This is a genomic window from Hallella colorans (assembly GCF_003096815.1).
GTDB classification, from domain to species: domain Bacteria; phylum Bacteroidota; class Bacteroidia; order Bacteroidales; family Bacteroidaceae; genus Prevotella; species Prevotella colorans.
The window spans coordinates 72,196-97,440 of record NZ_QENY01000012.1; the positions used below are offsets into that span (position 1 = coordinate 72,196).

At 48.6% G+C, this 25,245-nt stretch carries 19 protein-coding genes; 6 read left to right on the top strand and 13 right to left on the bottom strand.

Translation table 11 applies throughout. From position 1 onward, the window contains the following. Window positions 1-9: 9 nt before the first annotated feature. Together C7379_RS07315 and C7379_RS07320 are read right to left on the bottom strand one after the other, a co-directional pair. Entirely contained in the window at window positions 10-1,776 is a 1,767-nt protein-coding gene (locus tag C7379_RS07315) for an ABC transporter ATP-binding protein (RefSeq protein ID WP_243406746.1), read from the bottom strand. 93 nt (window positions 1,777-1,869) lie between these two features. Beyond that, on the bottom strand, window positions 1,870-2,754 hold the full coding sequence (locus C7379_RS07320; protein ID WP_116616699.1) for an NAD kinase: 885 nt from the start codon (window positions 2,752-2,754) through the stop codon (window positions 1,870-1,872). Between the two features lie 300 nt (window positions 2,755-3,054). Here C7379_RS07320 and C7379_RS07325 point away from each other — a divergent pair, with 300 nt between their 5' ends. From C7379_RS07325 to C7379_RS07350, 5 genes are all read left to right on the top strand, one after another. Continuing rightward, entirely contained in the window at window positions 3,055-3,708 is a 654-nt protein-coding gene (locus C7379_RS07325; RefSeq protein ID WP_116616700.1) for an MgtC/SapB family protein, read from the top strand. Window positions 3,709-3,944: 236 nt separating this feature from the next. Next, a complete protein-coding gene (locus C7379_RS07330; protein WP_116616701.1) occupies window positions 3,945-4,514 on the top strand; it encodes a DJ-1 family glyoxalase III in 570 nt (189 codons plus the stop codon). Window positions 4,515-4,517: 3 nt separating this feature from the next. Beyond that, window positions 4,518-5,189: a 2-C-methyl-D-erythritol 4-phosphate cytidylyltransferase gene (locus C7379_RS07335; protein ID WP_116616702.1), complete on the top strand. Its 672-nt coding sequence runs from the start codon at window positions 4,518-4,520 to the stop codon at window positions 5,187-5,189. 17 nt (window positions 5,190-5,206) lie between these two features. Then, a complete protein-coding gene (recG, locus tag C7379_RS07340; protein WP_116616703.1) occupies window positions 5,207-7,309 on the top strand; it encodes an ATP-dependent DNA helicase RecG in 2,103 nt (700 codons plus the stop codon). Window positions 7,310-8,232: 923 nt separating this feature from the next. After that, a complete protein-coding gene (locus C7379_RS07350) occupies window positions 8,233-9,201 on the top strand; it encodes a peptidoglycan DD-metalloendopeptidase family protein (protein ID WP_116616705.1) in 969 nt (322 codons plus the stop codon). 127 nt (window positions 9,202-9,328) lie between these two features. Here C7379_RS07350 and C7379_RS07355 read toward each other — a convergent pair whose 3' ends face one another. From C7379_RS07355 to rplM, 11 genes are all read right to left on the bottom strand, one after another. Next, window positions 9,329-10,111 carry a glycosyltransferase family 2 protein gene (locus tag C7379_RS07355; protein WP_116616706.1) on the bottom strand — a complete coding sequence of 261 codons (783 nt, stop codon included), beginning with the start codon at window positions 10,109-10,111 and terminating at the stop codon, window positions 9,329-9,331. Further along, the gene (locus C7379_RS07360) at window positions 10,108-11,382 is read right to left on the bottom strand and encodes a glycosyltransferase family 4 protein (protein ID WP_116616707.1); all 1,275 of its coding nucleotides are present in this window, start codon (window positions 11,380-11,382) and stop codon (window positions 10,108-10,110) included. Before C7379_RS07360 ends, C7379_RS07355 begins: the two co-directional genes overlap by 4 nt. Window positions 11,383-11,898: 516 nt before the next feature. Then, entirely contained in the window at window positions 11,899-12,378 is a 480-nt protein-coding gene (gene ispF / locus C7379_RS07365; protein ID WP_116616708.1) for a 2-C-methyl-D-erythritol 2,4-cyclodiphosphate synthase, read from the bottom strand. Window positions 12,379-12,417: 39 nt separating this feature from the next. Further along, window positions 12,418-13,581, bottom strand: coding sequence for a type IX secretion system outer membrane channel protein PorV (gene porV, locus C7379_RS07370; protein ID WP_243406748.1), 1,164 nt, complete (start codon window positions 13,579-13,581; stop codon window positions 12,418-12,420). A 72-nt stretch (window positions 13,582-13,653) separates the two neighbouring features. Further along, window positions 13,654-17,193 (bottom strand): type IX secretion system sortase PorU, encoded by a 3,540-nt coding sequence (gene porU / locus C7379_RS07375; RefSeq protein ID WP_116616726.1) that lies wholly within the window; start codon window positions 17,191-17,193, stop codon window positions 13,654-13,656. Between the two features lie 90 nt (window positions 17,194-17,283). Next, window positions 17,284-17,901 (bottom strand): fumarylacetoacetate hydrolase family protein, encoded by a 618-nt coding sequence (locus C7379_RS07380; protein ID WP_116616727.1) that lies wholly within the window; start codon window positions 17,899-17,901, stop codon window positions 17,284-17,286. A gap of 57 nt (window positions 17,902-17,958) precedes the next feature. Further along, on the bottom strand, window positions 17,959-20,058 hold the full coding sequence (locus C7379_RS07385; protein WP_116616710.1) for a S8 family serine peptidase: 2,100 nt from the start codon (window positions 20,056-20,058) through the stop codon (window positions 17,959-17,961). 144 nt (window positions 20,059-20,202) lie between these two features. Next, window positions 20,203-21,201 carry a translation elongation factor Ts gene (tsf, locus tag C7379_RS07390; protein WP_116616711.1) on the bottom strand — a complete coding sequence of 333 codons (999 nt, stop codon included), beginning with the start codon at window positions 21,199-21,201 and terminating at the stop codon, window positions 20,203-20,205. A 114-nt stretch (window positions 21,202-21,315) separates the two neighbouring features. After that, window positions 21,316-22,290 carry a 30S ribosomal protein S2 gene (gene rpsB / locus C7379_RS07395; protein ID WP_116616712.1) on the bottom strand — a complete coding sequence of 325 codons (975 nt, stop codon included), beginning with the start codon at window positions 22,288-22,290 and terminating at the stop codon, window positions 21,316-21,318. Between the two features lie 263 nt (window positions 22,291-22,553). Further along, a complete protein-coding gene (rpsI, locus tag C7379_RS07400; protein WP_116616713.1) occupies window positions 22,554-22,940 on the bottom strand; it encodes a 30S ribosomal protein S9 in 387 nt (128 codons plus the stop codon). 12 nt (window positions 22,941-22,952) lie between these two features. Next, on the bottom strand, window positions 22,953-23,414 hold the full coding sequence (gene rplM / locus C7379_RS07405; protein WP_116616714.1) for a 50S ribosomal protein L13: 462 nt from the start codon (window positions 23,412-23,414) through the stop codon (window positions 22,953-22,955). A 436-nt stretch (window positions 23,415-23,850) separates the two neighbouring features. On the opposite strand from rplM, the gene C7379_RS07410 reads away from it, so the two are divergent. Beyond that, window positions 23,851-24,708, top strand: a complete 858-nt coding sequence (locus C7379_RS07410) for an enoyl-ACP reductase FabI (RefSeq protein WP_116616715.1) — start codon at window positions 23,851-23,853, stop codon at window positions 24,706-24,708. Window positions 24,709-25,245: the final 537 nt, after the last annotated feature.

Genomic DNA, 25,245 nt, shown 5'->3' on the forward strand with positions numbered 1-25,245 from the left:
ATGTGCGTTTTATTGTTTTTTTATTTTTAATGTTTGGTCACAATAGTCCACCACGGCTGGCCTGTGGGTGATAAATATCACCGTTTTGTCGTGTTTGGCCAATACGTTTCGCAACAATTGTCGCTCGGTTTCTGGGTCAAGGGCCGACGTTGCCTCGTCGAAAAGCATCACGCCACGCCCACGAAGCAACGCACGGGCTATGGCTATGCGTTGCGCCTGCCCCTCAGACAGTCCGCCTCCCGACTCGGAGCACACCGTTTCCAAGCCCTCGGGCAAATCCAACACAAACTCGGCACAACTCTCCCTGAGCGCCGACTTCATCTCCTCGTCGGTAGCGTTGAGCTTGCCAAGACGCAGGTTGTCCCTGATGGTTCCGCTCATCAGCGTGTTGCCTTGGGGCACATACACAAAATTGCAACGCATCCTCGGCGACAACTCGCGACACTTTTTCTCGTTGTATATCTCCACTTTGCCTTTCTGTGGCTTGACGAGCGCGAGTATCACGCGCACCAAAGTGGTCTTGCCAGCGCCCGTCTCGCCAAGCACCGCCGTGCACGAACCGGGTGGGAAATCGAAATTAAGGTCTTGTATCACGTCACCATCCTTGTCGTCATAACAATAGCTCACGCCGCTAAAACGAATGCCACAAGGTGGCTCCAAGGCAATGGGGGCACCTTGTTCGTCCAATGGGTTTTCTTCCAACTCCATCAATCGCTCGGCCGCCGTGAACACCGACACGAAAGCGGGAACAAGCTTCGTAAGGTTGCGAGCAGGGTTCTGAATGCGGTTTACCAATTGCAAGAAAGCCGTCATGCCACCAAATGTCAACGTGTTCTCAGACAACCGGATGGCCGCCCAAAGAAAAGCCACAAGATAGCCAAGGGCAAAACCGAAGTTCAGCACCAAGTTGCTGAAAACCGAAAAGGCCGTGCGCTTAACCACACGTTGCCGTAAAATGCTCTGCATGGACTCCAGACGGTCCACCATCGAGGTCTCACTCTCGAGTGTTTTGATGAGCATGCGATTCTGTACGGTTTCTTGAAGCACGCTCTGTACGTCAGAGTCTGAGTTTCGAACGGCGCGCGTAAGTTTGCGCATGCGTCTTACATAGACCTTGCTCAACACTATGAACACGGGCACGATAGCCACTGTGATAAGTGCCAAAGTAGCGTCCATGGAGAACAAATAAAAAAAGGCGCCGATAAAAAGCGTAAGCACCGACAGCGTGTTTGGGATGACCTCGGTGAGAAAGTTGACCACCGTGCCAACGTCTATCTCCAGCCGATTGAGCACATCGCCCGAGTGCATTTTCTCTCTTCCCTGCCACTCGGAGCGCAATATACGGTCGAGCATACGTTGCTGCATGCGGTTTTGTGCGCGTATGCCCAATATATTGCGCACCCAAACGCCCGCTATATTGAGTGCAAAACCGCACAACACCAATGTGCCCATCAAGGCCACGGCGTAGTAAATAGAACCATCCACATGGTTGGACGCCACGTCGATGGCATGCTGAACGGCCCAAACCTGAGCGAGAGAAACACAAACCGATGCCAAGCCGATAAGCGCATTCAACGTAGCCTGCAACCTGTTGCCACGCCATGACAGCCACAACCACCGCAGGATGGCGGTGGAAGAAAATCGCTGCGAACTACCCGACAGTTTGGTTAGCAGTATAGATAGCCACCCGCGCGAAACATCCGCATTGACACCCTTGGTGCCGGTCATGGTACGTTTTGTATCTGAAAAATTATTCTTATGCTCAAAATCTTCCATCTTGGCAGTGTACTTGTTGCCACCATGCTACGCAATATGATTAGCAATCACTCATTTTTTATTTTTATATAGGATGGCGTGGAGCAATACATCCTAACGCTGGTCCATGCCCCACATCAGCTTATCACGCAGCGTGGAAAAGTAATGGCTACCCTTATGCTTCACTATTTTTATATCGTAGGATGCCTTCTTGATGCGTATTTTTGAACCCTCGCGCAACTTTTCCGAACGTCCATCAATGGCAGCCAAGAAATTATGGTTGCGACTTTCCACCTCAAGGTCTATCACACTGTCATCATTGATTACAATGGGGCGGATGTTCAGGCTATGTGGCGCCACTGGGCTGATGACCAAATTACACGCGGAAGGCACGATGATGGGGCCACCGTTAGACAGGTTGTAGGCCGTGCTGCCCGTGGGTGTGGCTATGATGAGACCGTCTGCCTGATACGTTACCAAGAACTTTCCATTGACACTGCACTTGATTGATATCATGGAGGCGTTGTCTCTTTTAAGCACCGCTATATCGTTCAACGCATACGGCCTGCCTTTTATCTCTTCACCGTCCACCTCAATCTTTATCACCGAATGAGCCTCTATCGTACAATCACCTTTGTACAGCTCGTCAAGGGCGTTTTCTATCTCGGCTGGTAGCACGTCGGCTAAAAAGCCCAAGCGTCCCATATTGACACCAATTATAGGTATATTACGCCCTCCAACACGGTTGGCAGCTTTTAAAAAAGTGCCGTCACCGCCCAATGAGATGACATAATCGGCCTCAAAATCATAATCATCAAACACGCCCGAACACACAATATCAGCATGTAGGTTTTGTCTGAGAAAGTCATAGTATGTACGATCAATGCACACCTTCGCCTCACGCGCATTGAGATAATCCAGAATACGTTGAGTGACCGTCGACTTTCGAGCCTGGTATTCATTGCCGATAAGAGCGAAACAAAGCTTTCGGTTTGTCATATATCTGTTGTTAGCTATTCTTCGAGCTGCCACCGCTCATTTCTTTTTCTGGCGCAATAAGCAGTCTATGCAGTGTGCCACTTTTACCATCCGTGCATGGTATTGGGCTTGCATCCCTTGCAAATGTACATAGAATTGTTGAAAAATCGAGGCTCGACCTCAATTATTTATTTAATTCTTTTTACAAAAACATCTTTTTATTACAAATCCGTTTCTTCCTTATACAATATATCGGCCTATTGCTTGGTTATTCCAATAATAAGAAGTATTTTTATCATATCATCAAATTGCTTTGTCATTATGGACCACTTTTTTTTAGATAGCAGTCTTCGTCTCGTCTCAGCACTCATACTTGGGGGTGTCGTGGGCATCGAGCGCGAATATCGTTCCAAGGACGCAGGCTTCCGCACGCACTTTCTCGTGGCACTCGGCGCGGCCTTGTTCACAATCATTTCGCAATATGGTTTTGGTGACACGGTAAAAGACACTTCGCGCGTGGCGGCTCAAGTGGTATCAGGTATCGGTTTTCTTGGTGCTGGCCTCATCGTGTTTCAACGCAACGTGGTGCGCGGTCTAACCACGGCAGCAGGCCTTTGGGTCACCGCGGCCATCGGCATGGCGTGTGGCGCGGGGATGTTCTATGTGGCGGCGGTGGTCACCGGCCTCATCCTTTTTGGATTGGAGGTGCTCAACGAGGTCATTCCCCAAGTGGGCACCACGACACTGCAATTAGCATTTACCTCTGCCTCAAAGGAGAGCGCCAAGCGCGTCATTGAGCAAATTAAGAGTGACTGCAAAGAGGTCTATTCGTTCGAATTGCACGACCGACGAACAACACACGGCAGCATTTATGAGGTCAAAATGGAGATAAAAGTGCAAAGTGGCGACCACAATAGGCACATACTCGACTACATGAACGAGTTTGACGACGTGACGATGATGAGCATAGAGTAGCTTACAAAGCCATTTTTCCATATCAGATAATTTAGCATCAATGAGGAAATCGACATTCTCGCAAGCGATTTAAAGATATTTTTCACCAATCGTGAAATAAGGGTCAAGGCGGCGTAAGATATACATTTTTTTATATTTTTAAGTCGATTAGACCCTTATCTATCGAAAAAATTGCGTAAGTTTGTAAAGGATTATTTTGACGACAACGTTGTCTCCGCATTTAAAACATACTTACTATGGCTAAAGTTTATACATTTTTGGCCAACGGCTTCGAAGAAATAGAGGCGCTGGCTCCCGTGGACATTCTTCGTCGCGCGGGCATTGACATCAAGACCGTGAGCGTCACAGGGGCAGAATATGTAGAATCGTCGCACGGCGTGACCGTGAAAGCCGACTTGCAATTTGGCAGTCCTGCCGACTACGCAGACGCCGACATGCTGCTCCTGCCAGGCGGAATGCCCGGTTCAACCAACCTGAACGAGCACGAAGGCGTGCGCCAAGCGTTGATTGAGCAACACAAGCGCGGCAAGCGCATTGGTGCCATCTGCGCGGCTCCGATGGTGCTTGGGTCGTTGGGATTGCTCCAAGGCAAAAAAGCCACTTGCTCGCCCGGCTTCGAGAAATACCTCACGGGTGCCACCTATACGGCCGAGTTGTACCAAGAAGACGGCAACATCATCACCGGCGAGGGGCCAGCCGCCACCCTGCCCTACGCCTATCGCATACTGAGCTTTTTCGTGGGCGAGGAGAAATCGGCCGAATTACAGAAGAAAATGCAGTACGCTCATCTCATGGAAAAGAGATAGGCGATGGACTACGCTATCATCGTAGCTGGTGGCAAAGGGCTGCGCATGGGTACCGAACTGCCCAAACAGTTCCTGCCCTTGCGCGGCAAACCCGTGCTGATGCATACCATAGAGCGTTTCTACGCATACAGCGATGTGATAGGTATCATCGTCGCGCTGCCCCAAGAGCAACAGGATTTTTGGCTCCATTTGTGCCAAAAACACGCATTCAAGATACCGCACACCGTGGTCAATGGGGGTGCCACGCGCTTCGACTCGTCCAAAAACGGATTAGCCGCCGTACCCGACGGCACGAATGGCGTGGTGGCTTTTCACGATGGCGCGCGACCTTTTGTCTCAACAGCCGTCATAGAACGATGCTTCGCCGCGGCTCGCAAGCACCAAGCCGCCATACCCGTAACACCCGTCACCGACTCCCTGCGCCATGTGGAAAACGGACAATCGCACAACGTGCGGCGTGACCTTTTCCGCGCGGTGCAAACACCACAAGTCTTCGACATAGCGTTGGCTAAGCGCGCTTTCAACCAACCCTACTGCCAATCGTTCACCGACGATGCGTCGGTGATAGAGAGCTTAGGCCACACAATAGTCATGGTGGAGGGCGAACGGGAGAACATCAAGCTCACCACCCCACTCGACTTGAAACTCGCCGAGCTGCTCACGATAGACCACTGACACACCACACCGCGAGCATGGGAAACATCCTTGAACAAGACATCACGTACCTTCCGGGCGTAGGCCCGCACAGAAAGGAGATATTGAGCGGGCAGCTCAACATCCGCACATGGCGTGACCTGTTGGAGTATTACCCTTACAAATACGTGGATCGCACCAAGGTCTACACCATCCGCGAGCTCAACGGCGACATGCCTTTCGTGCAAGTGAAAGGCAAGATACTTAGTTTCGAGGAGTTTGCCATGGGCAATCGCAAAAAGCGCATAGTGGCACACTTATCCGATGGCACCGGCGTGGCGGACATTGTGTGGTTTCACGGCTCGCAATATGTTTACAAAAACTACAAGGTAGGCGATGAGTACATCGTCTTTGGGCGGCCCGCCGTCTACCAAGGCCGGTACCAATTCGCGCACCCCGAGATGGAACGGGCGGCGGATTTGAAACTGGACGAGATGGGCATGCAGCCCTATTACGTCACTACTGAGAAGATGAAAGTCAGAGGCATGCAGTCGCGCGCCATCGAGAGGCTTACCAAGACGCTCGTCACACGCATACCCGATGGCGCCATACCAGAGACACTGCCGCCCAACATGACCAAGCGACTGCACCTGATACCGCGCGAAGAGGCTTTCAGAAAAATACACTACCCACGCTCGTTGGACGACGTGCAGCGCGCGCAAACACGACTGAAATTTGAGGAGTTGTTCTACGTGCAACTCAACATCCTACGCTACGCCTCCGAACGAAAGAAAAAATACAAGGGCTACGTGTTCAGCAAAGTTGGACCCATCTTCAACAGTTTTTTCAACCACAACTTGCCTTTCGAACTAACAGGAGCGCAAAAACGCGTGATGCACGAGATACGCGACGACATGCGCACGGGCGAGCAGATGAACCGACTGCTACAAGGCGACGTAGGGTCGGGCAAGACATTGGTGGCCCTTATGACCATGCTCATCGCCATGGACAACGGCTTTCAGGCGTGCATCATGGCCCCAACAGAGATACTGGCCGAGCAACACCTTGACACCCTGCTCTCGTTTCTCAAAGGCATGCACGTGCGGGTGGAACTGCTCACGGGCATGGTGAAAGGCAAAAAGCGCGCCAAGATACTCTCCGATTTGGCCACAGGCGACATCGACATCCTCGTGGGCACCCATGCCATCATCGAGGAAACGGTGGTGTTCAAGCGGCTGGGCATGGCCGTGGTGGACGAGCAGCACCGATTTGGCGTGGCGCAACGAGCCAAGCTATGGCGCAAAAGCGAGCGACCGCCACACATACTCGTCATGACAGCCACGCCCATACCGCGCACCTTGGCCATGACCGTCTACGGCGATTTGGACGTGAGCGTCATTGACGAGCTGCCCCCCGGTCGCAAACCCATTGTGACCATACATAAATATGACAACCAGACCACCTCGCTATACAATGGCATCAGGCAGCAAATCAAGGAAGGCAGGCAGGTGTACATCGTATTCCCGCTGATAGAAGAAAGCGAGAAAATAGACCTGAAAAATCTCGAAGACGGGTTCAAGACCCTTTGCGAGGTGTTTCCCGAATACCGTCTCAGCAAGATACACGGACGCATGAAAGCCAAAGAGAAGGATGAGGAGATGCGCAAATTTGCGAGCGGCGAAACACAGATACTCGTGGCCACGACCGTCATAGAGGTGGGCGTGAACGTGCCCAACGCCTCGGTGATGGTGATACTCGACGCCCACCGCTTCGGGCTGTCTCAACTGCACCAACTGCGCGGGCGAGTGGGCCGCGGAGCCAAGCAGAGCTACTGCTTGTTGGTAACGGGTTACGAATTGGCCACCGAGACACGCAAACGCATAGATATCATGTGCCAAACCAACGACGGATTTCGCATAGCCGAGGCCGACTTGAAGCTGCGAGGCCCCGGCGACTTGGAGGGCACGCAGCAGAGTGGTATCGCGTTCGACCTGAAAATAGCCGATATAGCTCGCGATGGACAAATCGTTCAGTTGGCCCGTGACGAGGCGAAAAAAATCATAGATGACGACCCACAGTGCGAGAAGGAGCAGTACAGCCTATTCTGGAAACGTCTGAAAGAGCTGCGAAACACCAACGTAAACTGGTCGGCCATCAGCTGATCATGGATAAAAGACGATTGAGGCAACAGATATACAAGCACACGAATTATTTTGACAACAACCGCTCCGTGACGCGCGTATTCGCAAACAGAAACAGCTTTGGTCGTAAATACGGCCAAAATGAGGCACTTGCGCAAACGCCTACAAATATGCTACTTGCGAAGATACACAACCTTTTCACTTTGTTTTTTTTATTTTTCTCCTTCCCATTGATACCCAATGGCGGCGCGTTTGCTACCCAATGACAACACCATCAAGCCTTAATCGGCATGCGTTTAGGGACCAAACATGGCACGAATAGTGCCTAATCGGTGCAAGCCGTGGCAAAATACACGCAGCAAACGGTGATCTGGCACTTCAAACACACAATTACAACACCTAATACGCACAATCTACAAGATATGTTTTTCACTCCGTTTTATTGACAATAATCCACTTGCCATGCCATCTACGACTGTCCCAATGTTGTGTGATTATTGAGACAAGACGACACGACACACAAGACATCACGCTCAAGGGCATGAGGCATCACATTCTATCAAGCCCCCTATCCTTGTCCAAAACTTATATGCCAGAACCGTGGAACAAAACATTTTATATCACAAGTGGAATGCAAAAAAAATTGCTATCCTCTATAAACAAGCCACATTATCATATTAATAGCCTCAGATTTTCCATAAATTACAATAATTACAATATAGTGAATAACATGCCCTAAAATGTTAACCAGAGTCTGAAAACAAAAAGATTATGTTAAATAGTAATTATTTTTGCACCGCTCTGTAGTAGGTAAATGGATATTTTTATTATATTTGTAACATCTTTTAGAAAATAGACCGATTTCGTTTGACAAATCTTTCTTTTTTCTTTTTGGGACATACGCATCGTCCCATCATAAAAATCTAAAGTACAAAATAGAGCTTATGGCTTTAAAAAAGACATTTAAGACCCTGACCATATCACTCTTTTTTGCCCTCGTGGCAGAGCCTGTCGCCGGTCAAGATTTGTTGGCACGACAAGCACCAGTGGATAGACGAGCAAAAAAATTGGACTCTATAGAGGTTAGAAACGTTATAGCAAGAGAAAACATCGCATCTCCCGCAGCTCAATTATATGGAGACGAATGGAATAACAGATACGCTCATCACCAAACAGAGCTACCCGATTCTTTCACTATCAACCTTCGCCATTTCTGCATGCCAACACCCAGTCGGGTTGTGACGAGCAATTTTGGCAGTCGCTGGGGACGTCAACACAAAGGCCTTGATATCAAAGTTTATATCGGCGACACCATCCGCTCGGCCTTCAATGGCAAGATACGCATTGTGAGATATGAGCCTCGCGGCTATGGTAACTATGTGGTAATACGCCATCCCAATGGTTTGGAGACCATTTATGGGCACTTGTCTAAACACTTGGTAAGAGAGAACCAAGTGGTCAGGGCAGGCGAGCCTATCGGCCTCGGAGGCAATACCGGCCGAAGCACAGGATCTCACCTGCACTTTGAGACACGTCTATGCGGCGTGGCGCTAAACCCTGGGCTGTTCTTCGATTTTCGCAATCAGGATGTCGTGGCAGACCAAGTGCTCTTCAGCAAGGCCACTTACGAAAGGGAGTCGAGAATTGCTACTCGTGAGCGTGGCAAAGTGGGCAACGGCGGATACACGCGCGATCAAATATACGGTGTGCTCGGACGCAGTAAGGACAACATGGCAGCCAACAACATAAACGCGGCCAACCAGCCTGAACGCGTGTATTATAAGGTGGTTAAAGGAGATACGCTTGAGTCTATTGCCAAGAAATGTGGCGTGACAGTCAATGAAATTTGCAGGCTCAATGGTTATCGCAAAAATCAAAGAGTGCGACCTGGACAAATCATAAGATACGTATAATATTTTTAAGACACACTGATAGCGCCCTTAACAGCAACGCCCGCCTGAACATATTCAGGCGGGCGTTGCTGTTGATTTTGGGCCAAACAATCTTGGCATCCCATAGCTTGATAATGAGTAAGCCACATCAGATTGATTTCTTTCTCATGCTCCTAATGACAAACCAAGCGTGCGTCGCGAGTGTGGTGAGCAGGCCATAGTGTTTGACCATAATATGAAATCGTTCTTTCAGCGATGCCTGATGGTTCTTGGCAGTCATGCCTCCCTCTAAATAGTTCACTAACACCATGCCCACATTTTTTAAACGCAAATGTCGGCGTTCGGCCTCTTGCATCACCCGGATGCACCAATCCACGTCTGCCGAAAAACGATATTGCAGGTCATAATGATTGTGCTTGGCAAGATCGGCGCGGGCGTAAAAAGACTGGTGGCACACTAACATGCCCCACTTGAACGATTTCCATGACAACTCTTGGGGCGGCTGCAAGTGTCGGTGACAAACAAAATGCCCCTCGTCGTTCACAATATCGGCATAGCCATAGAGCACAGCTGGCAACTCCTCGCCATCGGCAAAACAAAACGACACACGTTCAAGGGTGTCACGCCCGGGAAACACGTCTCCAGCGTTGAGAAAGACGAGATAGTCGCCTGTAGACCGATCTATACCTTTGTTCATGGCATCGTAAAGTCCGCTATCAGGCTCAGAGACAATCTCTACACGGTGCTCATTATCGACACTCGCATTTTTTTCTTGATATGACCGCGCCATGACCATCGTTCCGTCACTCGACATGCCGTCAATGATGATATGCTCCACATAAGGGTATGATTGCTCAAAGACACTGTCAAGCGTGCGGCGCAACTCGTGCTCGGCATTATATGTACAGGTGATAATAGTAAAAGTGATCATAGGTCATAGTCTTTTAGCGCCAACGCTTGGTTATATACCTCGATGTATCTCAAGGCAACTGATTGTTGCGAATAGGTTTGACACACCTTCTGGATGGCTTGACGGCTGAGCGACTCATAATCAGACTCGAAGAGCACCCACCTAATTCCGCGAGCCAAATCATTGGCATCCTTATATATGGCAACGTATCCGTTTTTACGATGGTCTATCATTTCGGGTATGCCGCCCACGTTAAAGCCCACGCAAGGCAGGCCGCAAGCCATCGCCTCCATGATGGTGTTGGGGAGATTTTCGGATAGAGACGGCAAGACAAAAACATCGGCAGCATTATACACATCGACGATTTTTTTCTCATCATCGACATAGCCCAAAGGATAAACAGGCAGCTCCAAGTCTCCGGCAAAGTCTTCGGCATAGCCTCCCAATATAGCGACGCCTACACTTTGGCGCATCTCGGGATATTTCGCCACAAGCTTTTGGCAGGCTTCTGCGAGATAGGACATACCTTTGTTCACATTGGTGACGCGCTGTGCCACAAACACTATGAGCCGTTTGTCCAATGGCAAACGCAACGACCGTCGAGCCATCTGACGCTCTTGTCGGTAATAAACCTGCGTGTTCAACGGATTTGGAACACTTGTCACCACTTGGCCATCCACAAGCCTGCTACGCTTAGCCTCTGCCGCAAGCCACTTGCTGCACGCCACGAAAGAAATGTGGTATTGTCGATAAAGTTTATGCTTTTTTTCCCAAACGCGATAGGAAAGATCTCGTTTGGCACCTCCATGAGGTAGGTATGGGCAATGGTGGCAGTGGTCTCTGAACCGTTCGCATCCGAGCGATAGATGACAAATACTCGATGTGGGCCACAAATCGTGCATGGTCCAAACCACGGGCTTGCCACTTTTAAGTATCTTTCTGATACCGGAGAGCGAGAGCATACCTTGATTGATCCATGACAAATGAATGATATCTGCTCTTTTGAACTCGGGCAGAGACGTGATGTCGGAACCAACATTGGCTATGTCTATCTGGAATAAATGTTGTCTATTGAAGCGGAGATGCAAGAAAATACAAAAACGCTCCCACAAAAAACAAAAGCGGTGAAACCACGGATGAGGCAACCTCACCACATGGATGTTGTCAGTTTGCTTGTCGGCAACTATCATCTTTGCCTTGACTCCATTATTGTTCAACGCCTCCATCAACCGGTGGGTAGCTACAGCCGCCCCCCCAGAACGCTCACTTGTATTCACTAAGAGTACTCGCATGGGTATACAATCTTGTTGTCGCAAAGGTAATAAAAAGCTACGAGATAAGCATCCACAATGCCGTTTAATATCTAAATAAGGCTATATGGAGTGTATTTGCTTTGGCTATAGCACTGTTGAAACCTACTACTCTTGATAGCGTCAATGTATGATAAGTACATAAAAAAAGAGTTGTGCACGAACACAAAAAGTTGATTTGTGTCAAGAAAACAGCCATAATAACACCTTAAGCATCTAAAAGTATTGGTACCTAAGAATATTAGCCGTATCTTTGCAACATCAAAAGGTTAATAGATTGTTTAGGTTAGTAATAATAGATTTAGGTTTTTAGTTATTAGGTTTAAGGTAGATTTGATAGATTGTTTAACGGATGACAATGAAGGCCGGGAGGTTTTTATTCGATTAGAAAAATTTTAAAGTTAAACATAAAAATACGTTGAAGCTCGCTGATGAGTTTCAACGTATTTTTTTTTGAGCGAAAAAAGGTACCCTCATTGAGTGGGCAAGCTTGTGGTGTTACGGTTTCTCTATCAAGCAAACAGCGTATGCCGCCATACCCTCCTGTCGCCCCACGAAGCCCATTTTCTCTGAGGTCGTGGCCTTAATGCTGATGGCATCTTCGTCGCATCCAATCGTTTGGGCCAAGCATGTTTTCATGGCGGGTATGTGAGGATTAATCTTTGGACGTTCGGCACACACAGTGGCGTCGATGTTTCCAACCCTATAGCCCTTTTCGGACAGTAGCGCTATTGTCTTTTTCAGAATGACCTTGCTGTCCATATCAAGCGTATCGGCACTGGTATCGGGAAAGTGATAGCCAATGTCGCGTAGGTTGGCAGCGCCCAAGAGGGCGTCGCAAATGGCGTGTATGAGCACGTCAGCGTCGCTGTGGCCCAGCAATCCACGGTCATGCTCCAACTTTACGCCACCCAAGAACAGGGCTCTACCTGTGGTGAGCTTGTGGACATCGTAGCCCATTCCTACCCTGATAGTCATATTGAGAAAGTTTTGTAAAATGATAAACTGAGTGGAATTTTATCGTCTGTTAAACAGGTCTTTGATACCGTCCATATCGAAGTTGAGTGTGAAACGAAGCGTTTGGTCCAATGGATTGCTCTTGGCCGTGGCTATGACATAGCCCGCATCCAGCGAAAAAACGCTCATGCGGAAGCCCGCGCCCACCGTGAAATATTTAAGATTACCCTTGTTTTCACTCTCATGGTGATATCCAGCGCGCAGCGAGAACTGGTCATGGTAGGTGTATTCCACACCCGCGCTCCATCGCACTTCTTGCAACTCCTCCCTGAAACCGTTAGGAGCGTCGCTAAAACTCTTGAAGATACCATTGATGGAAGAGATGTCGTAATATTTTTTTTGGACATAATCAGTATAGTCATTATAGTTGCCTTTGTCGGGGGCTTCTTTGAATTGGTCTTCCGTGGGATAAGTGGGCACCAATAGTTTGTTGGCATCAGCCGCGATGGTGAAGCGGTTATACTCATCGATGGGTATCATCAAGGAAGCTCCCAAGCGCAGGTTGGCAGGGATGAACTCACTGTTGTCGTCGCCGCCAAAATTGATTTTGCTGCCGACATTGGAGATGTTTAGCCCCAAACCTAATTGACACTCACGACTCCCAAAGTTAAGATAGTTTTGGTAATATGCCGATAAATCTGCCGCGAAAGCCGATCCGGGAGCCGTGTCATCAGTGTAATTGTAGGTCAAATCAGAATAAATCCAACGCACGGCCGCACCAAGCGAGAAGTGCTCACTGAGCATTAATGAGTAGGCAACGTCTACCGACATTTCGTAAGGATGGATGGTCATGGCATCATCAGCCGTGCTTGTCATCACCTCGCCAAGTGAAAAATAGCGCAACGAGCCAGAAACCGCGCTGTAATCACCGATACGATAATAACCAGCGAGATAAGCCAAGTCTATATCGCTGACAAGCTGGCGGAGCCATGGGGTATAGTTCAACGCCACGCCGGCGCGACTTATTGAGAATGGGTATTTGGCGGGGTTCCAATACTGCGAGGCCACGTCCGGGTCGGTAGCGGCTCCCACGTCGCCCATGCCGGCGGCTCGAGCGTCTGGGGCAATGGTTTGGGACGTGACCGAAGCGTGCTCGGGATTGAACATGTCTTTCTTGTCTTGGGCGGACACGGAAAAGCTTATGGCGCAACACGCACAGGCCATCCATATCTTAAAAAATGTGCTCATTGTCTGTTTTCGATATTATGTTTGTTTATAACAAACGCTCATCACGTCCTATTTATTGCCTATCACAACTAACTTCTTGGCCTTTGAGACTTGGGGACTTCCATCACTGGACAGGCGCGCGCGATAGAGGTACACGCCCGTTTGCAGCCTGCTGCCATTGGCTCGCGTAAGATTCCAGTCGACGGTATAAGTGCCATCGGCGGCCGCTCCGGTTTCATGGTGTGTCCAAAGCAGTCGTCCACTCATGTCAAAAACGTCGATGGTGACATCTATATCGCTTCCGCCCATGTCATGACTGATGATGAATGTGGTGGACTCGCGAGCGGGGTTGGTGGACAATGCTACACTGAAGATGTTGGGGCGAAGAGCTTTCACCACCATGAAATCGAGCGAGACGGTGGACAAATTATTTCTCGTGTCCCACGCTCGAAATTCCAAGGAGTGGTGGCCAGGCTCCAATTGAGGAATGCTGAAAGTCACCTTGCCATCGGTGTAAGTGCCAAAATCTAATTTAAAATATTCGTTAAGGTTATAAGTTTTCGAAGCATCGCCGTCAATGACAAGTTGCAAATCGTGCCCAATGCCATTGCCCGCCGTATTAATTCCTGACACATCGGACAACTGCGCCACAAAATAAGGCGTGACGTTCACTTGTCCGCCATTTTGGAATTCGGGCGTGTTGAGGTAACAATACACTTTGGGGCCCACGGTGTCGGCAACCAGCGCACCCGTTCCTCCAACCATGAAATGGTCGTCACACCCATGGGCTATGACATTGCGCCCATTGTTCACGGCGTAGATATTCATCAGGCCGGCTTGGTCAGAATAATTGATATCCATGGGCATGGCAAAAGAAAAGCGAAAACGACCGTTCCTCACGCTGTCAGAACCACTAAACAAGACAGTCGGCCTATCGTAAAACTCAAATGGCTCCTCGGCCTCCGCACTGGCGTTCATCTTGCACGACACCAACTCGCGCGAGTCGTTCACGATGGCGGAAACCACACCATTAAAATTGGGGGCGTTGTCTATATGCCCACTTACCTTGACCATTTCGCCCGCCTTGAGACCAACATTAGCGGAAACGTCGGCCAACTTGACACCGTTGATAGAATCCACGATGACACGATGGGTGGGCAGGCACAACGATATGGCAGGATCGCCAAGGAGTGCGTATTGCAACTTGTTGATGGTACGGTCATCGCCACTTTCAATCATCTCGTTTTTCGCCAAGCGCTGCGCCTCGCCTATGGTTGTGGGCTTTCCATTATTTACATTGAGCACATGCTTGAGATAAGCCATGTTGATTTTGGTATTATAGATTTGATAAACGGTGCGCATGGCTCCCCAAAATGCCACGGAGCCCCCTTGGGGATTGAGCACGGCAGACTCGCCAATGTTAGGCTGTACGCCGTCGAAAGGCATGATGCCACACGACGCCGTAATCCAAAGGGGCAAATGCTTATTTTTTAGTTGTTCGAAATCTTTTATACCAAGCACTTGCTCATGAGAAATCAAATCGGAGATTCCATGCCCACAATAATCCATAATCAACGCTCCTTCCCGTTGCTGTTGCTTGAGAATCCTCCTAACCTCTGGATACCGATGGCCCACGGCGGACGACTCGCCATGATAAGCATCCCACATCACTTTCTTGATTTGGTAGCCAGGATATAGTTTGTCCACCATGTCGGCGGCTGAGTTCGCGTCTCTCATGTGTTGGTTATTATCGCCATCATCGCCCATGAAGACCAAGGTGTTCTGCCATCCTCCGGCATGGGTGTTGTTGACATAATCTATAGTTTTGTCCACCATCACTTTGGCTTCCTCGGGGGTTCTAACCGGAAAGCGTCCCACCGCCACATCCAATTTGTCTTTTCTTTGAGGGTTCGCACCCTCCCCATCGTCCAACAAGCAAAAGAAACCATCGTCCATATAACTAAACAAGTCGCTGAAAGAGTTCTCGCTCTCGAAACAAAGCAAGAAATCGTCCGGGCTGAACGACTTACACTCAGAGGTAAGCATGCGGTTATCCCACACGCAATCGCCAAAGAGAAGCAAGTGGCGAGGCATGTCTTTTTCGGTTTGGGCGCGGTCGTACAGCATTTTTAAATATCGGCGATAAGCGTTCGCATCGGGCGTGCCACTTGAGAACTCGTTGAATATTTCGTCCGCCGGCACGACACGTACACGCATTTTGTCATGCTTGGTATGGAAATCGGCAAGTCGGCGCGCCTGCTCCAACAGCTTTTGCGAAGTGGGTATTATGATCACCATGTCTGCCGCACCATGCGCATGAAGGTCTTGGTTGGTGATATTATGAACATATTCCGGCACCGGGAATGGGCCTTGAAGGTTGGGTGCCGGAACCTTGCCACTCCACGCCATTGATACATAATCCAAACGCGCGGGACCACCCGAGACGGTTTTTATCGTCACTGTGTCCGTATCGAGCAGGCGCTGAACATCGTACACCTTGGTAGACGCGTTGCCATTTTCATGCTCTCCAATCATGATGTCTTGGGTGCCTATCAATCTGCCATTGAGCGCGATTTCCACTCGAGTGGGCACTCCAGCCGTGACGCTCACCGAGAGCTTACCCGTCTTGGAACCGCTCTTGTTTTCGAGAACCACTTGCTTGTATCGTCCCATCGAGATACCTTCTCTGTCAAATAGATTTCGGCCACCGGGATACCAACTATAGCCATCCACCTCGTAAAGAGAGTGATAATCGGTCGCAGAAGGATAGAATGAGTCCACAAACGTTTTGGCGTCCACGTGCTTCGGAGCGTCATTCGCCTCTGTGAGAAAATAATAGCCATAGTCAGAATATGGGTTTCTGGTACGTATCGTGGCCTCGTTTCCAGCCCAACTCACAGGCCCTTTGGCGTGAAAAAGCCTCCGCCCCTCAACGACGCAAGTAGGCACCTCCTTCAAGTCGTCAAGATTGCGCAAGTCAGCTTCCAACAAAGTTTCATTCTGGAGATTACCACCATAACCAAATACCTTCACTTTGTTTATATCCGAAAAACCTGCCTTGCGTATTAAAGCGTCTGTCAATTGGTACACTCCTGTGGCTGGCACCCTTATCTTTGCCCACTTTCCATGAGCCAACACCGAGTGCGCGGCATATCTTTCGGGCTTACTCGTCCCACGAGTCGCCATTGCCCCACGTATCATATTGCCGGTTTGGGCCTTGGAGCTAACGCCCAGCATGAAGCTGACAAGCACTTGGTATTTACCCTCTCGATAAATCACAGGGCAAAATTCCACCTCCAACGCACCTTGTTTTCGGTTCGTTACAACTTGCTGCCTTATCTTGGGCAATGACATAGGGATGCTGTCTGACAAGCGACGAAAGTTTGCCACGTCTGACGGCGACATGTCCATAAATTCCGGATAACGTATAAAAGCGGTGTAGACCGAGTCGGAAAAAGCTCCCGACAATGGTATAGAGCAAGCGAAAATGGGTAATTTTGTCCCTATCTTCACGTCCTCGGGAGAAAGGTTGTAAAATCGTTGCGCTTGCGCATTGACGCCCAAACACAACAACGATGACATGGCTATGAAACGAGAAAGTATATTCATGTTGATGCTGTTCATATAAAACGAAGAGGGCTTCATGGCATATGCGGCACGAGTATGGCCATTCGCGCGCCACATGTTGGCACTCCACGCCTATTTGCAATAGCAGTCGAGCACCTTCCGTTCCTCCAGATAGCCCTCCAAATGGTCATCTATACACACTGGCCCCACTCCCGCCGGGGTGCCCGTGAAAAGCAGGTCGCCAGTCTTCAAAGTGTAAAATTGGCTGATGTAGGCAATGATTTGATCCACTTTGTGGAGCATATCGCATGTGCACGCTCGCTGCACAGTCTGTCCGTTGACGTCAAGGTGAAAGTTTATGCCCTGTATATCAAGAAACTCATTCTTGTCTGTCCACTCGCCAATGCAGGCGGCGCCGTCAAAGCCTTTGGCCAAATCCCAAGGATGCCCACGCTTTATCAACTCACGCTGCAACTCGCGAGCGGTGAAGTCTATGCCCACCGTCACCGCATCATAATAGCGCGGAGCGAAACGCTCTGGCACCGTCTTGCCCAACTTGCAGATGCGAACCACCACCTCCGCCTCGTATTCTATTCTCCCCAAATGGTCTGGCACGAAGAACGGTTTGCCGTTTTTCAGCAGGCTCGAGTCTGCCTTGAGGAAGACGACTGGCTTTTCTGTCTTTAATAACGTGCCTCGCATCTCTTTATTGTGCAAGGCATAGTTCATACCAATAGCAAATATCTTCATCGTTAAATAACGCATTTAGCATGGTTAATTCAACTTGGGCCAACTTTGGTCCAATTCTTAATGAGTCACTATAAACTTCTTCCCATCCCTGATATAAACACCCCGTGGCAAATTCTCGACATTCATTCCAACACAACGACCATCCACGGTATATATACGCTTGTTATCAAAAGTAGACACATTGATATCTCTCACGCCCATCCCTTTATGCTTCAAGATATAGCGAAGCCCTGCCCAAGCGTCTATCTCGCCATAGCCTTCATAGTTGGTTGGATATACAAGTGACGCTTCACGACGGTGACATGTGGCCTCGAAAGCCTCCAAACAGTCACGCGTGGTGAGCGTGGGCACAGCTTCCAACCACAACGCGATAATGCCCGTCACCACTGGAGCAGCCATCGACGTGCCGCTGAAGCTTCTCCAACCATAGGTTCTTTTGTTGAAATTGAAGTGCCGGACGTCGTCAGCCAAAGGGCCTCCGGCATTAGCAGGATTAGCGATATAAAAACTGCTATAGGCCGAGATGATATTTTGTCCCGGTGCCATCACGTCGGGTTTCACACGTCCATCCCATGTAGGTCCAATAGCAGAGAACTGCGTGCGTGAGCCATTGTCTCCCATATTAAATACCTTACGTTCTCCGAGATAGTTCTCAAACTGCGTGCGATAACCCGTTGCCCCTACGCAAATGACACTCGGCGCGCTGCCCGGGGATAACACACTATGTGTATTGTCACCATCATGGAGCGAAAGATCTATGTCATTGTAATAGAAATGAGTGCCTACCGGATACATTTCTACGTCGGCTTCCTTACCAATTACGCATACAGCGAGAGGCACCATTGGGCCGTGTTCTTTGCCCCTAAGTGTCACCACCAAGTCGCATATCAAATCATTCGCGTCATAACTCGACTTGTAAGCCGTGCCCATAATGTCATAAACTTGCTTGCCAACAAATAGGGAGTCATGATAAACCGAGTCTGCCGCAGCCAAAACTTGACTCATTTTAATACCTACAACCTGTGGCGACGTTTGATCTTGATAGAACCGTAGATCGATTTTAAAATCATCAGCAGACTTGGTTGTGACCATGACCGAGTTGGAAGGCGTTTCCAAAAATACGCCGGCTTGTTCCTTTCCACGTTCCTTGTGCACATGATTGATATGCCCTGCGTCATTTCCTGCTGACGCGACAAGGATACGACCCGGACCACAGAGAGAATCCAACATCTCATAATAAAGATTGTCATAACCATGAAAATCTTGCTGCGAGCCTTCGCTAAAGTTGATAACACACGGTTTGCCCACACTCTTGGCATAGTCGAAAATATATTTAAAACCAAGGGCATCGAGTGCGAATGTGTATTTATAGTAGTCTTTCGGGTCTATGAGCGAAGCGTCGTTAGACGTGGCATTGCACACCAAACAGATATCACTGTCATAGGCTATGCCACGATAAGCCGACATATTGCCATCACCCTCCGAGCCACTTCCGGCGGCTATACCTGCCGTATGTGTGCCATGCGACTGGATAAGCCCATCGCGCGGGCATCCCAATTTGAGCAATGCTTGCTGCCCCACATAGTCACGTCCAGCTGGCAACGCACTGCCAAGCGTATCTAAAGACAATTGGTCCCACATGGCTTTGATACGGTATTGGGTCATGTCTGATGAATAAAATGTAGGATGAGTGAGGTCAAATCCAATATCCTGCACACCGACAACAACACCTTTTCCCGTGTATTCTCGAGGAATGTCAACACCCGCATAAACCTTCGACGCATTAACTATGACACTCGTTGTGTCCAACTGAGCGATGGGTCTATGCCCCGTTTCTATGCGCATGACATGGCGATCAAGCGACAAATGTCCCAACCTTTCTAATGGTATTTCTGCTACATAGAGATTTCCATAGCGTGCCCAAACTTTGCAACGACTGAGCGTAAGAGGCTCATCGCCTTCACTATCCAATTTGACAAATGCCATGAGCGATCCCTCGCGCGACAATGAGGAGCGAGTGCCAGATGGCATAGACAAACCACGCGCGGTATAATAAGCCTCACGTACGAAAGGCGACATCTTGCTCAAAGTGGCACGCTGAGCAACGACCATCTGCGTCAAGGCGACGACAAAAAAAAGAAATGACAAGCGTTTCATCCTCTATGAAATATGAGCGGGCTCTTTGCAAAGATACTAAATTCTTTGACGTGACAGCGCGAAGCGATCAAAAAAAGCATAAAAAAACCATGGAAGCTTTTCCTTCCATGGTCTGTATATAACAAGGCGTGAACGCCTTAAATATTAGTCGGCTGCCAAACCGTAACGTTTGTAGTCTACCACTTGCAAGCCTTTGTTCTGTTGGTTGAGCCACTGCGAAACGGTAATCTTGTCGCCATCGGCAAACTGGAACTCTTGATCCACCAAGCAATTCTCTTTGAAGAACTTGGCCATACGTCCCTTGGCGATGTTCTGTACCATCTCCTCTTTAATATTAGCGGCCGCCGTTGCCGAAACAGTCTCACGGATTTCGCGAGCTTTCTTGGCATCTTCCTCGGAGAGCCAGCCCTTGGCCATATTAGATTCTATATGGTCGTCAGAGTCCACCAAATTGGAGTTGATACCAGCTTTCTTCAAAGCGACGTTCACTTGGCGCTCTATCTGCTCCTCCTTGGTCTTGGACACGGCCACCTTGAACTCCTCGTCCTTCACCTCTTGAGATACCGACTGCTCATTCAGTGCGATAGGTTTCATGGCAGCCACCTGCATAGCCACCTTGTGACCTGCGTCCTCATTAGCATCGGTGAGCTTCACGAGGGTACAGAGCGTGTGACGGCCCATGTGGTCATACGTGTAGATATTGCTACCCTCGAGCACGTTGTATCCATCAAGTTCCATTTTTTCACCAACAACACCAGAGCGTTGAGTAACAGCGTCTGCCACGGTATTGCCATCGGCGAGCTTAAGGTTTTTCACCTCATCCAAGGTCTTAGCCTTGGCAGCCACGGCAGCATCGAGGATCTCTTGAGTCAAAGCGATATAGTCAGCGCCATTCGCAACGAAGTCGGTCTCACACTTCAAGCCTATGATTGCGGCAAAATTGTCACTGCTCTTCACAAGTACACAGCCGTTAGAGGTCTCACGGTCAGAACGCTTGGCGGCGATAGCCAAACCACGCTCACGCACGAGTTCCACAGCCTTGTCGATGTTGCCATCTGCCTCTGCGAGTGCCTTTTTGCAGTCTTTCATGCCAGCTCCTGTCATGGCGCGGAGCTTCTTGATATCTTCTATTGTAACAGCCATAATATGATTTAATCTTTTAATTTAACATTCTATATAAAAATGATAAGGTCTTGTGGTACAATCTATAGAAGCGTGATCGCACCTATTTCATACCACAAGACCTTACGCATAGCGTTATTCAGCGGTAGGAGCCTCCTCTTCAGCAGGTTTAGCTTCCTCGGCTACAACCTCTACCTTCTCAGCTGCAACCTTAGGTTCCTCTGCTTTCTCAGCCTTGGCCTCTTGCTTTTCTTCCTCTACATTCTCCTTTACATTGGCTGTTTTCTCAGCAACAACCTCTGTCTCGTTTTTGTCAGCAGATGCCTCGGCATCCTCTTGCTTACGAGTGCGACGAGAATGACGCTTGCCCTCACCGGCCTCTTCAGCCTGAGCGGCAGCTGCTTTGTCGTCAGCCTTCTCGGCCTTACGCTCTTGCAAACCTTCAGCGATAGCGTCACAAATTGCCGAGAGAATAGTCTCTACAGAGTCTTTGGCATCGTCGTTGGCAGGAATGACAAAGTCTATGTCGCGTGGATTAGAGTTAGTATCCACAATTCCGTATACGGGAATACCAAGACGATTGGCCTCACGAACAGCAATGTGCTCTTTCATCACATCCACAATAAACAATGCGGAAGGCAGACGAGTAAGTTCGGCTATAGAGCCAAGGTTCTTTTCCAACTTGGCGCGCTGGCGATTTATCTGCTGGATCTCACGCTTGGAAAGGTTGGCATAGGTGCCATCATTCATCAATTTGTCGATATTCGTCATCTTCTTCACCGCCTTGCGGATGGTGGGGAAGTTGGTAAGCATACCTCCGGGCCATCGCTCGGTGACGTATGGCATATTAACCGAATTAGCCTTATCGGCTATAATATCCTTTATCTGCTTTTTTGTGGCTACAAACAGTATCTTCTTGCCACTCTTAGCAAGGTTCTTAAGCGACTCAGCTGCTTCGTCAATCTTTACCACCGTCTTGTTCAAATCGATGATATGAATGCCATTGCGCTCCATGAAAATGTAAGGGGCCATGGCTGGGTTCCATTTGCGTTTCAAGTGGCCGAAGTGACATCCGGCTTCCAATAATTGGTCAAAATTTGTTCTTGACATTGTTCTTTTCTTGTTTAAATTGTTTACTTTCTTTTTAAATTCTGTTAGAACCAATTGGCGAGTAGTCTTAAGAATCTCGTCAATTTAGATACTAAACGAAGGCTTCAATTAAAAATTCAAAATTAAAAACTCAAAATTGGGCTGTACATTTCATCGCACAACAATTCGAAATCATCAACATGTCATCGCCATTTATCAAAAATCGAACCACACGTCATGCCGCATGGCAATTTTGATATTTGAATTTTGAATTTAGAATTGCATTAGCGTTTGCTGAACTGGAATTGACGGCGAGCCTTGGGCTGACCTGGCTTCTTACGCTCAACGGCACGGCTATCACGTGTGAGGAAGCCATGATCCTTGAGATTTTTCTTGTCTTCAGCGTTTATCTTCACCAACGCACGTGCGATGGCCAAGCGCAATGCTTGGCTCTGGCCAGTATAGCCACCGCCGTCCAAATTGGCTTTTATATCATACTTTTCGGTAACTTCCAACAGCTCCAATGGCTGCTTAACCACGTATTGGAGGATGGCTGATGGGAAGAACTCCTTTAAATCTTTCTTGTTAATAGTGATCTTGCCGGTGCCCTCAGATAGATAGACACGAGCTACAGCGCTTTTACGGCGACCAATTGCGTTAATAAATTCCATCTTTCTCCTTTATTATTTATACTGGTTAATATCAATAGCCTTGGGCTTCTGAGCTTGCATATCGTGCTCTGAACCCTCAAAAATATAAAGATTGTCCAACAAGGCGCGTCCTAAACGACCTTTAGGCAACATTCCCTTGACAGCGTGACGAATGATGCGATCAGCGCCATCCTTACGTTTGCGCAGCTCAGCGGGCGTGTTAAAACGCTGGCCACCGGGATAGCCAGTATAACGAGTATAAATCTTATCGGTTTCTTTCTTGCCGGAGAAAACCACCTTTTCGGCGTTGATAATGATAACGTTATCGCCACAGTCTACATGAGGTGTGAAATTTGGCTTGTACTTTCCACGTATCAACTTAGCGACTTTAGAGCAGAGACGACCCACTATCTGGTCGGTAGCGTCAACTACTACCCACTCTTTATGCACTGTTTCCTTGTTGGCGGAAATAGTCTTGTAACTTAAAGTGTCCATTTTAAAAAATAAATTTTCTACTAAAAAACGTTTTTATTACCTGATAAAACAGAGACCTCACGGCGCCTCCAGTCTAAAAGAGACCATCCATGGCTTTCGCTCTGTCGCGCCATTGATTCACTAACCACGATGTCCGGCCAAAGGCACCACTATTAACACAATGCGCAAGGGACTCTAAGCGTGCCCCAAAAATAATCGGTATGCAAAAGTACTTATTTTATAGATGACTGAACTATCAAACACAACCAAAAAATCTATATTTAGAAAACATTAACCCTTTTAATAATTTTTAATACGCGAATATTGACCTATAGGAAAACATAATAATAATAGCGACCTAAGGATAGTAAGCATATCAAGACCTTTTTTAAGACCAAAACTGCACATTTACTTGTTTTTTGTGTAACTTTGCACATATTTTATTAACAATGACAATATGAGCAACAATTTATTGAAAGGCAAAAGAGGCATCGTCTTTGGTGCCCTCAACGAGAAATCCATCGCATGGAAAGTGGCCGAGCGAGCTGTTGAAGAAGGTGCCACCATCACTTTATCAAACACGCCGGTAGCTGTCAGGATGGGCACTGTGAGTGCGCTATCTGAGAAACTGCATTGCGAAGTGATTCCAGCCGACGCCACTAACGTGGAGGATTTGGAAAATGTTTTTCGTCGCTCCATGGAGGTGTTGGGGGGCAAGATAGACTTTGTGCTCCATGCCATAGGAATGTCGCCCAACGTGCGCAAGCGCCGCACCTACGATGATTTAGACTACAAAATGCTGGACACAACGCTCGATGTATCGGCCATCTCGTTCCACAAGATGATTCAGAGCGCCAAAAAGCTCGACGCCATCAGCGAGTACGGTTCCATCGTGGCACTGTCATACGTGGCTGCCCAACGCACGTTCTACGGCTACAATGACATGGCCGACGCCAAAGCGCTGCTCGAGAGCATAGCCCGGAGCTTCGGGTACATCTACGGTCGGGAGCACCATGTGCGCATCAATACCATCTCACAATCGCCCACAATGACCACGGCCGGGCAGGGAGTGAAGGGCATGGACAAGCTATACGACTTCGCCAACCGCATGTCTCCGCTTGGCAACGCCACGGCCGAGGAATGCGCCGACTACTGCGTGGTGATGTTCTCAGACCTCACGCGCAAGGTGACCATGCAAAACCTGTTTCATGACGGTGGCTTCTCCAGTGTGGGAATGAGCCTGCGGGCCATGGCCACCTATGAAAAAGGATTGGACGAATACAAGGACGAGAGCGGCAATATCATCTACGGATAAGCATTGCTTAGATTTGCAACCATAATGTAAGCAACTGTTACTTCATAGTCAAGCCATTCTAATCACTATGATTGGAATGGCTTTTTTAACTCCAAACTTGAAAATGGCGAGCATTGTTGTCACGTAAATCTCTTTTGAAAAATTAAATTATAGGATTGACTATTCTCACTACGCATCACTTTTTGTCATTATCTTCTGTTTTTTACAAAAGAAAATTGCAGTCATGGGCAAAGCTCGTCACCTTGTCAGACACCCGGTTATTAGCTGGCATTGCACGGTGTGGCATTAGCAACGACTTGACTTATCACGTTCCGGCCGTATGCCCGCGATTGCTTAAGGCGTTATGCCATAGGGGCAAAGCGTGATTATCTCGCTCAATACGAGGCAACACTGTTGCCGTCATGGTCAAGGAAATAACACACGAAACACACAGATAATTTTATATTGCTGTCCGGTAAAACTTTATTAAACAAAATAATTTAGGGCTGACACTTCTCACGAGGTGTCAGCCCTTTTGGTTATCTTTGTTTTTACTAA

Bases quoted from the DNA above. Each gene is read 5' to 3' on its own strand.
- C7379_RS07315 (WP_243406746.1), bottom strand. From the start codon at position 1,776: ATGGAAGATTTTGAGCATAAGAATAATTTTTCAGATACAAAACGTACC.
- C7379_RS07385 (WP_116616710.1), bottom strand. From the start codon at position 20,058: ATGAAACGCTTGTCATTTCTTTTTTTTGTCGTCGCCTTGACGCAGATG.
- C7379_RS07355 (WP_116616706.1), bottom strand. From the start codon at position 10,111: ATGATCACTTTTACTATTATCACCTGTACATATAATGCCGAGCACGAG.
- C7379_RS07335 (WP_116616702.1), top strand. From the start codon at position 4,518: ATGGACTACGCTATCATCGTAGCTGGTGGCAAAGGGCTGCGCATGGGT.
- rpsB (WP_116616712.1), bottom strand. From the start codon at position 22,290: ATGTCAAGAACAAATTTTGACCAATTATTGGAAGCCGGATGTCACTTC.
- porU (WP_116616726.1), bottom strand. From the start codon at position 17,193: ATGAATATACTTTCTCGTTTCATAGCCATGTCATCGTTGTTGTGTTTG.
- C7379_RS07410 (WP_116616715.1), top strand. From the start codon at position 23,851: ATGAGCAACAATTTATTGAAAGGCAAAAGAGGCATCGTCTTTGGTGCC.
- C7379_RS07360 (WP_116616707.1), bottom strand. From the start codon at position 11,382: ATGCGAGTACTCTTAGTGAATACAAGTGAGCGTTCTGGGGGGGCGGCT.
- rplM (WP_116616714.1), bottom strand. From the start codon at position 23,414: ATGGACACTTTAAGTTACAAGACTATTTCCGCCAACAAGGAAACAGTG.
- C7379_RS07325 (WP_116616700.1), top strand. From the start codon at position 3,055: ATGGACCACTTTTTTTTAGATAGCAGTCTTCGTCTCGTCTCAGCACTC.
- C7379_RS07320 (WP_116616699.1), bottom strand. From the start codon at position 2,754: ATGACAAACCGAAAGCTTTGTTTCGCTCTTATCGGCAATGAATACCAG.
- rpsI (WP_116616713.1), bottom strand. From the start codon at position 22,940: ATGGAATTTATTAACGCAATTGGTCGCCGTAAAAGCGCTGTAGCTCGT.
- ispF (WP_116616708.1), bottom strand. From the start codon at position 12,378: ATGACTATCAGGGTAGGAATGGGCTACGATGTCCACAAGCTCACCACA.
- porV (WP_243406748.1), bottom strand. From the start codon at position 13,581: ATGGCCTGTGCGTGTTGCGCCATAAGCTTTTCCGTGTCCGCCCAAGAC.
- recG (WP_116616703.1), top strand. From the start codon at position 5,207: ATGGGAAACATCCTTGAACAAGACATCACGTACCTTCCGGGCGTAGGC.
- tsf (WP_116616711.1), bottom strand. From the start codon at position 21,201: ATGGCTGTTACAATAGAAGATATCAAGAAGCTCCGCGCCATGACAGGA.
- C7379_RS07350 (WP_116616705.1), top strand. From the start codon at position 8,233: ATGGCTTTAAAAAAGACATTTAAGACCCTGACCATATCACTCTTTTTT.
- C7379_RS07380 (WP_116616727.1), bottom strand. From the start codon at position 17,901: ATGAAGATATTTGCTATTGGTATGAACTATGCCTTGCACAATAAAGAG.
- C7379_RS07330 (WP_116616701.1), top strand. From the start codon at position 3,945: ATGGCTAAAGTTTATACATTTTTGGCCAACGGCTTCGAAGAAATAGAG.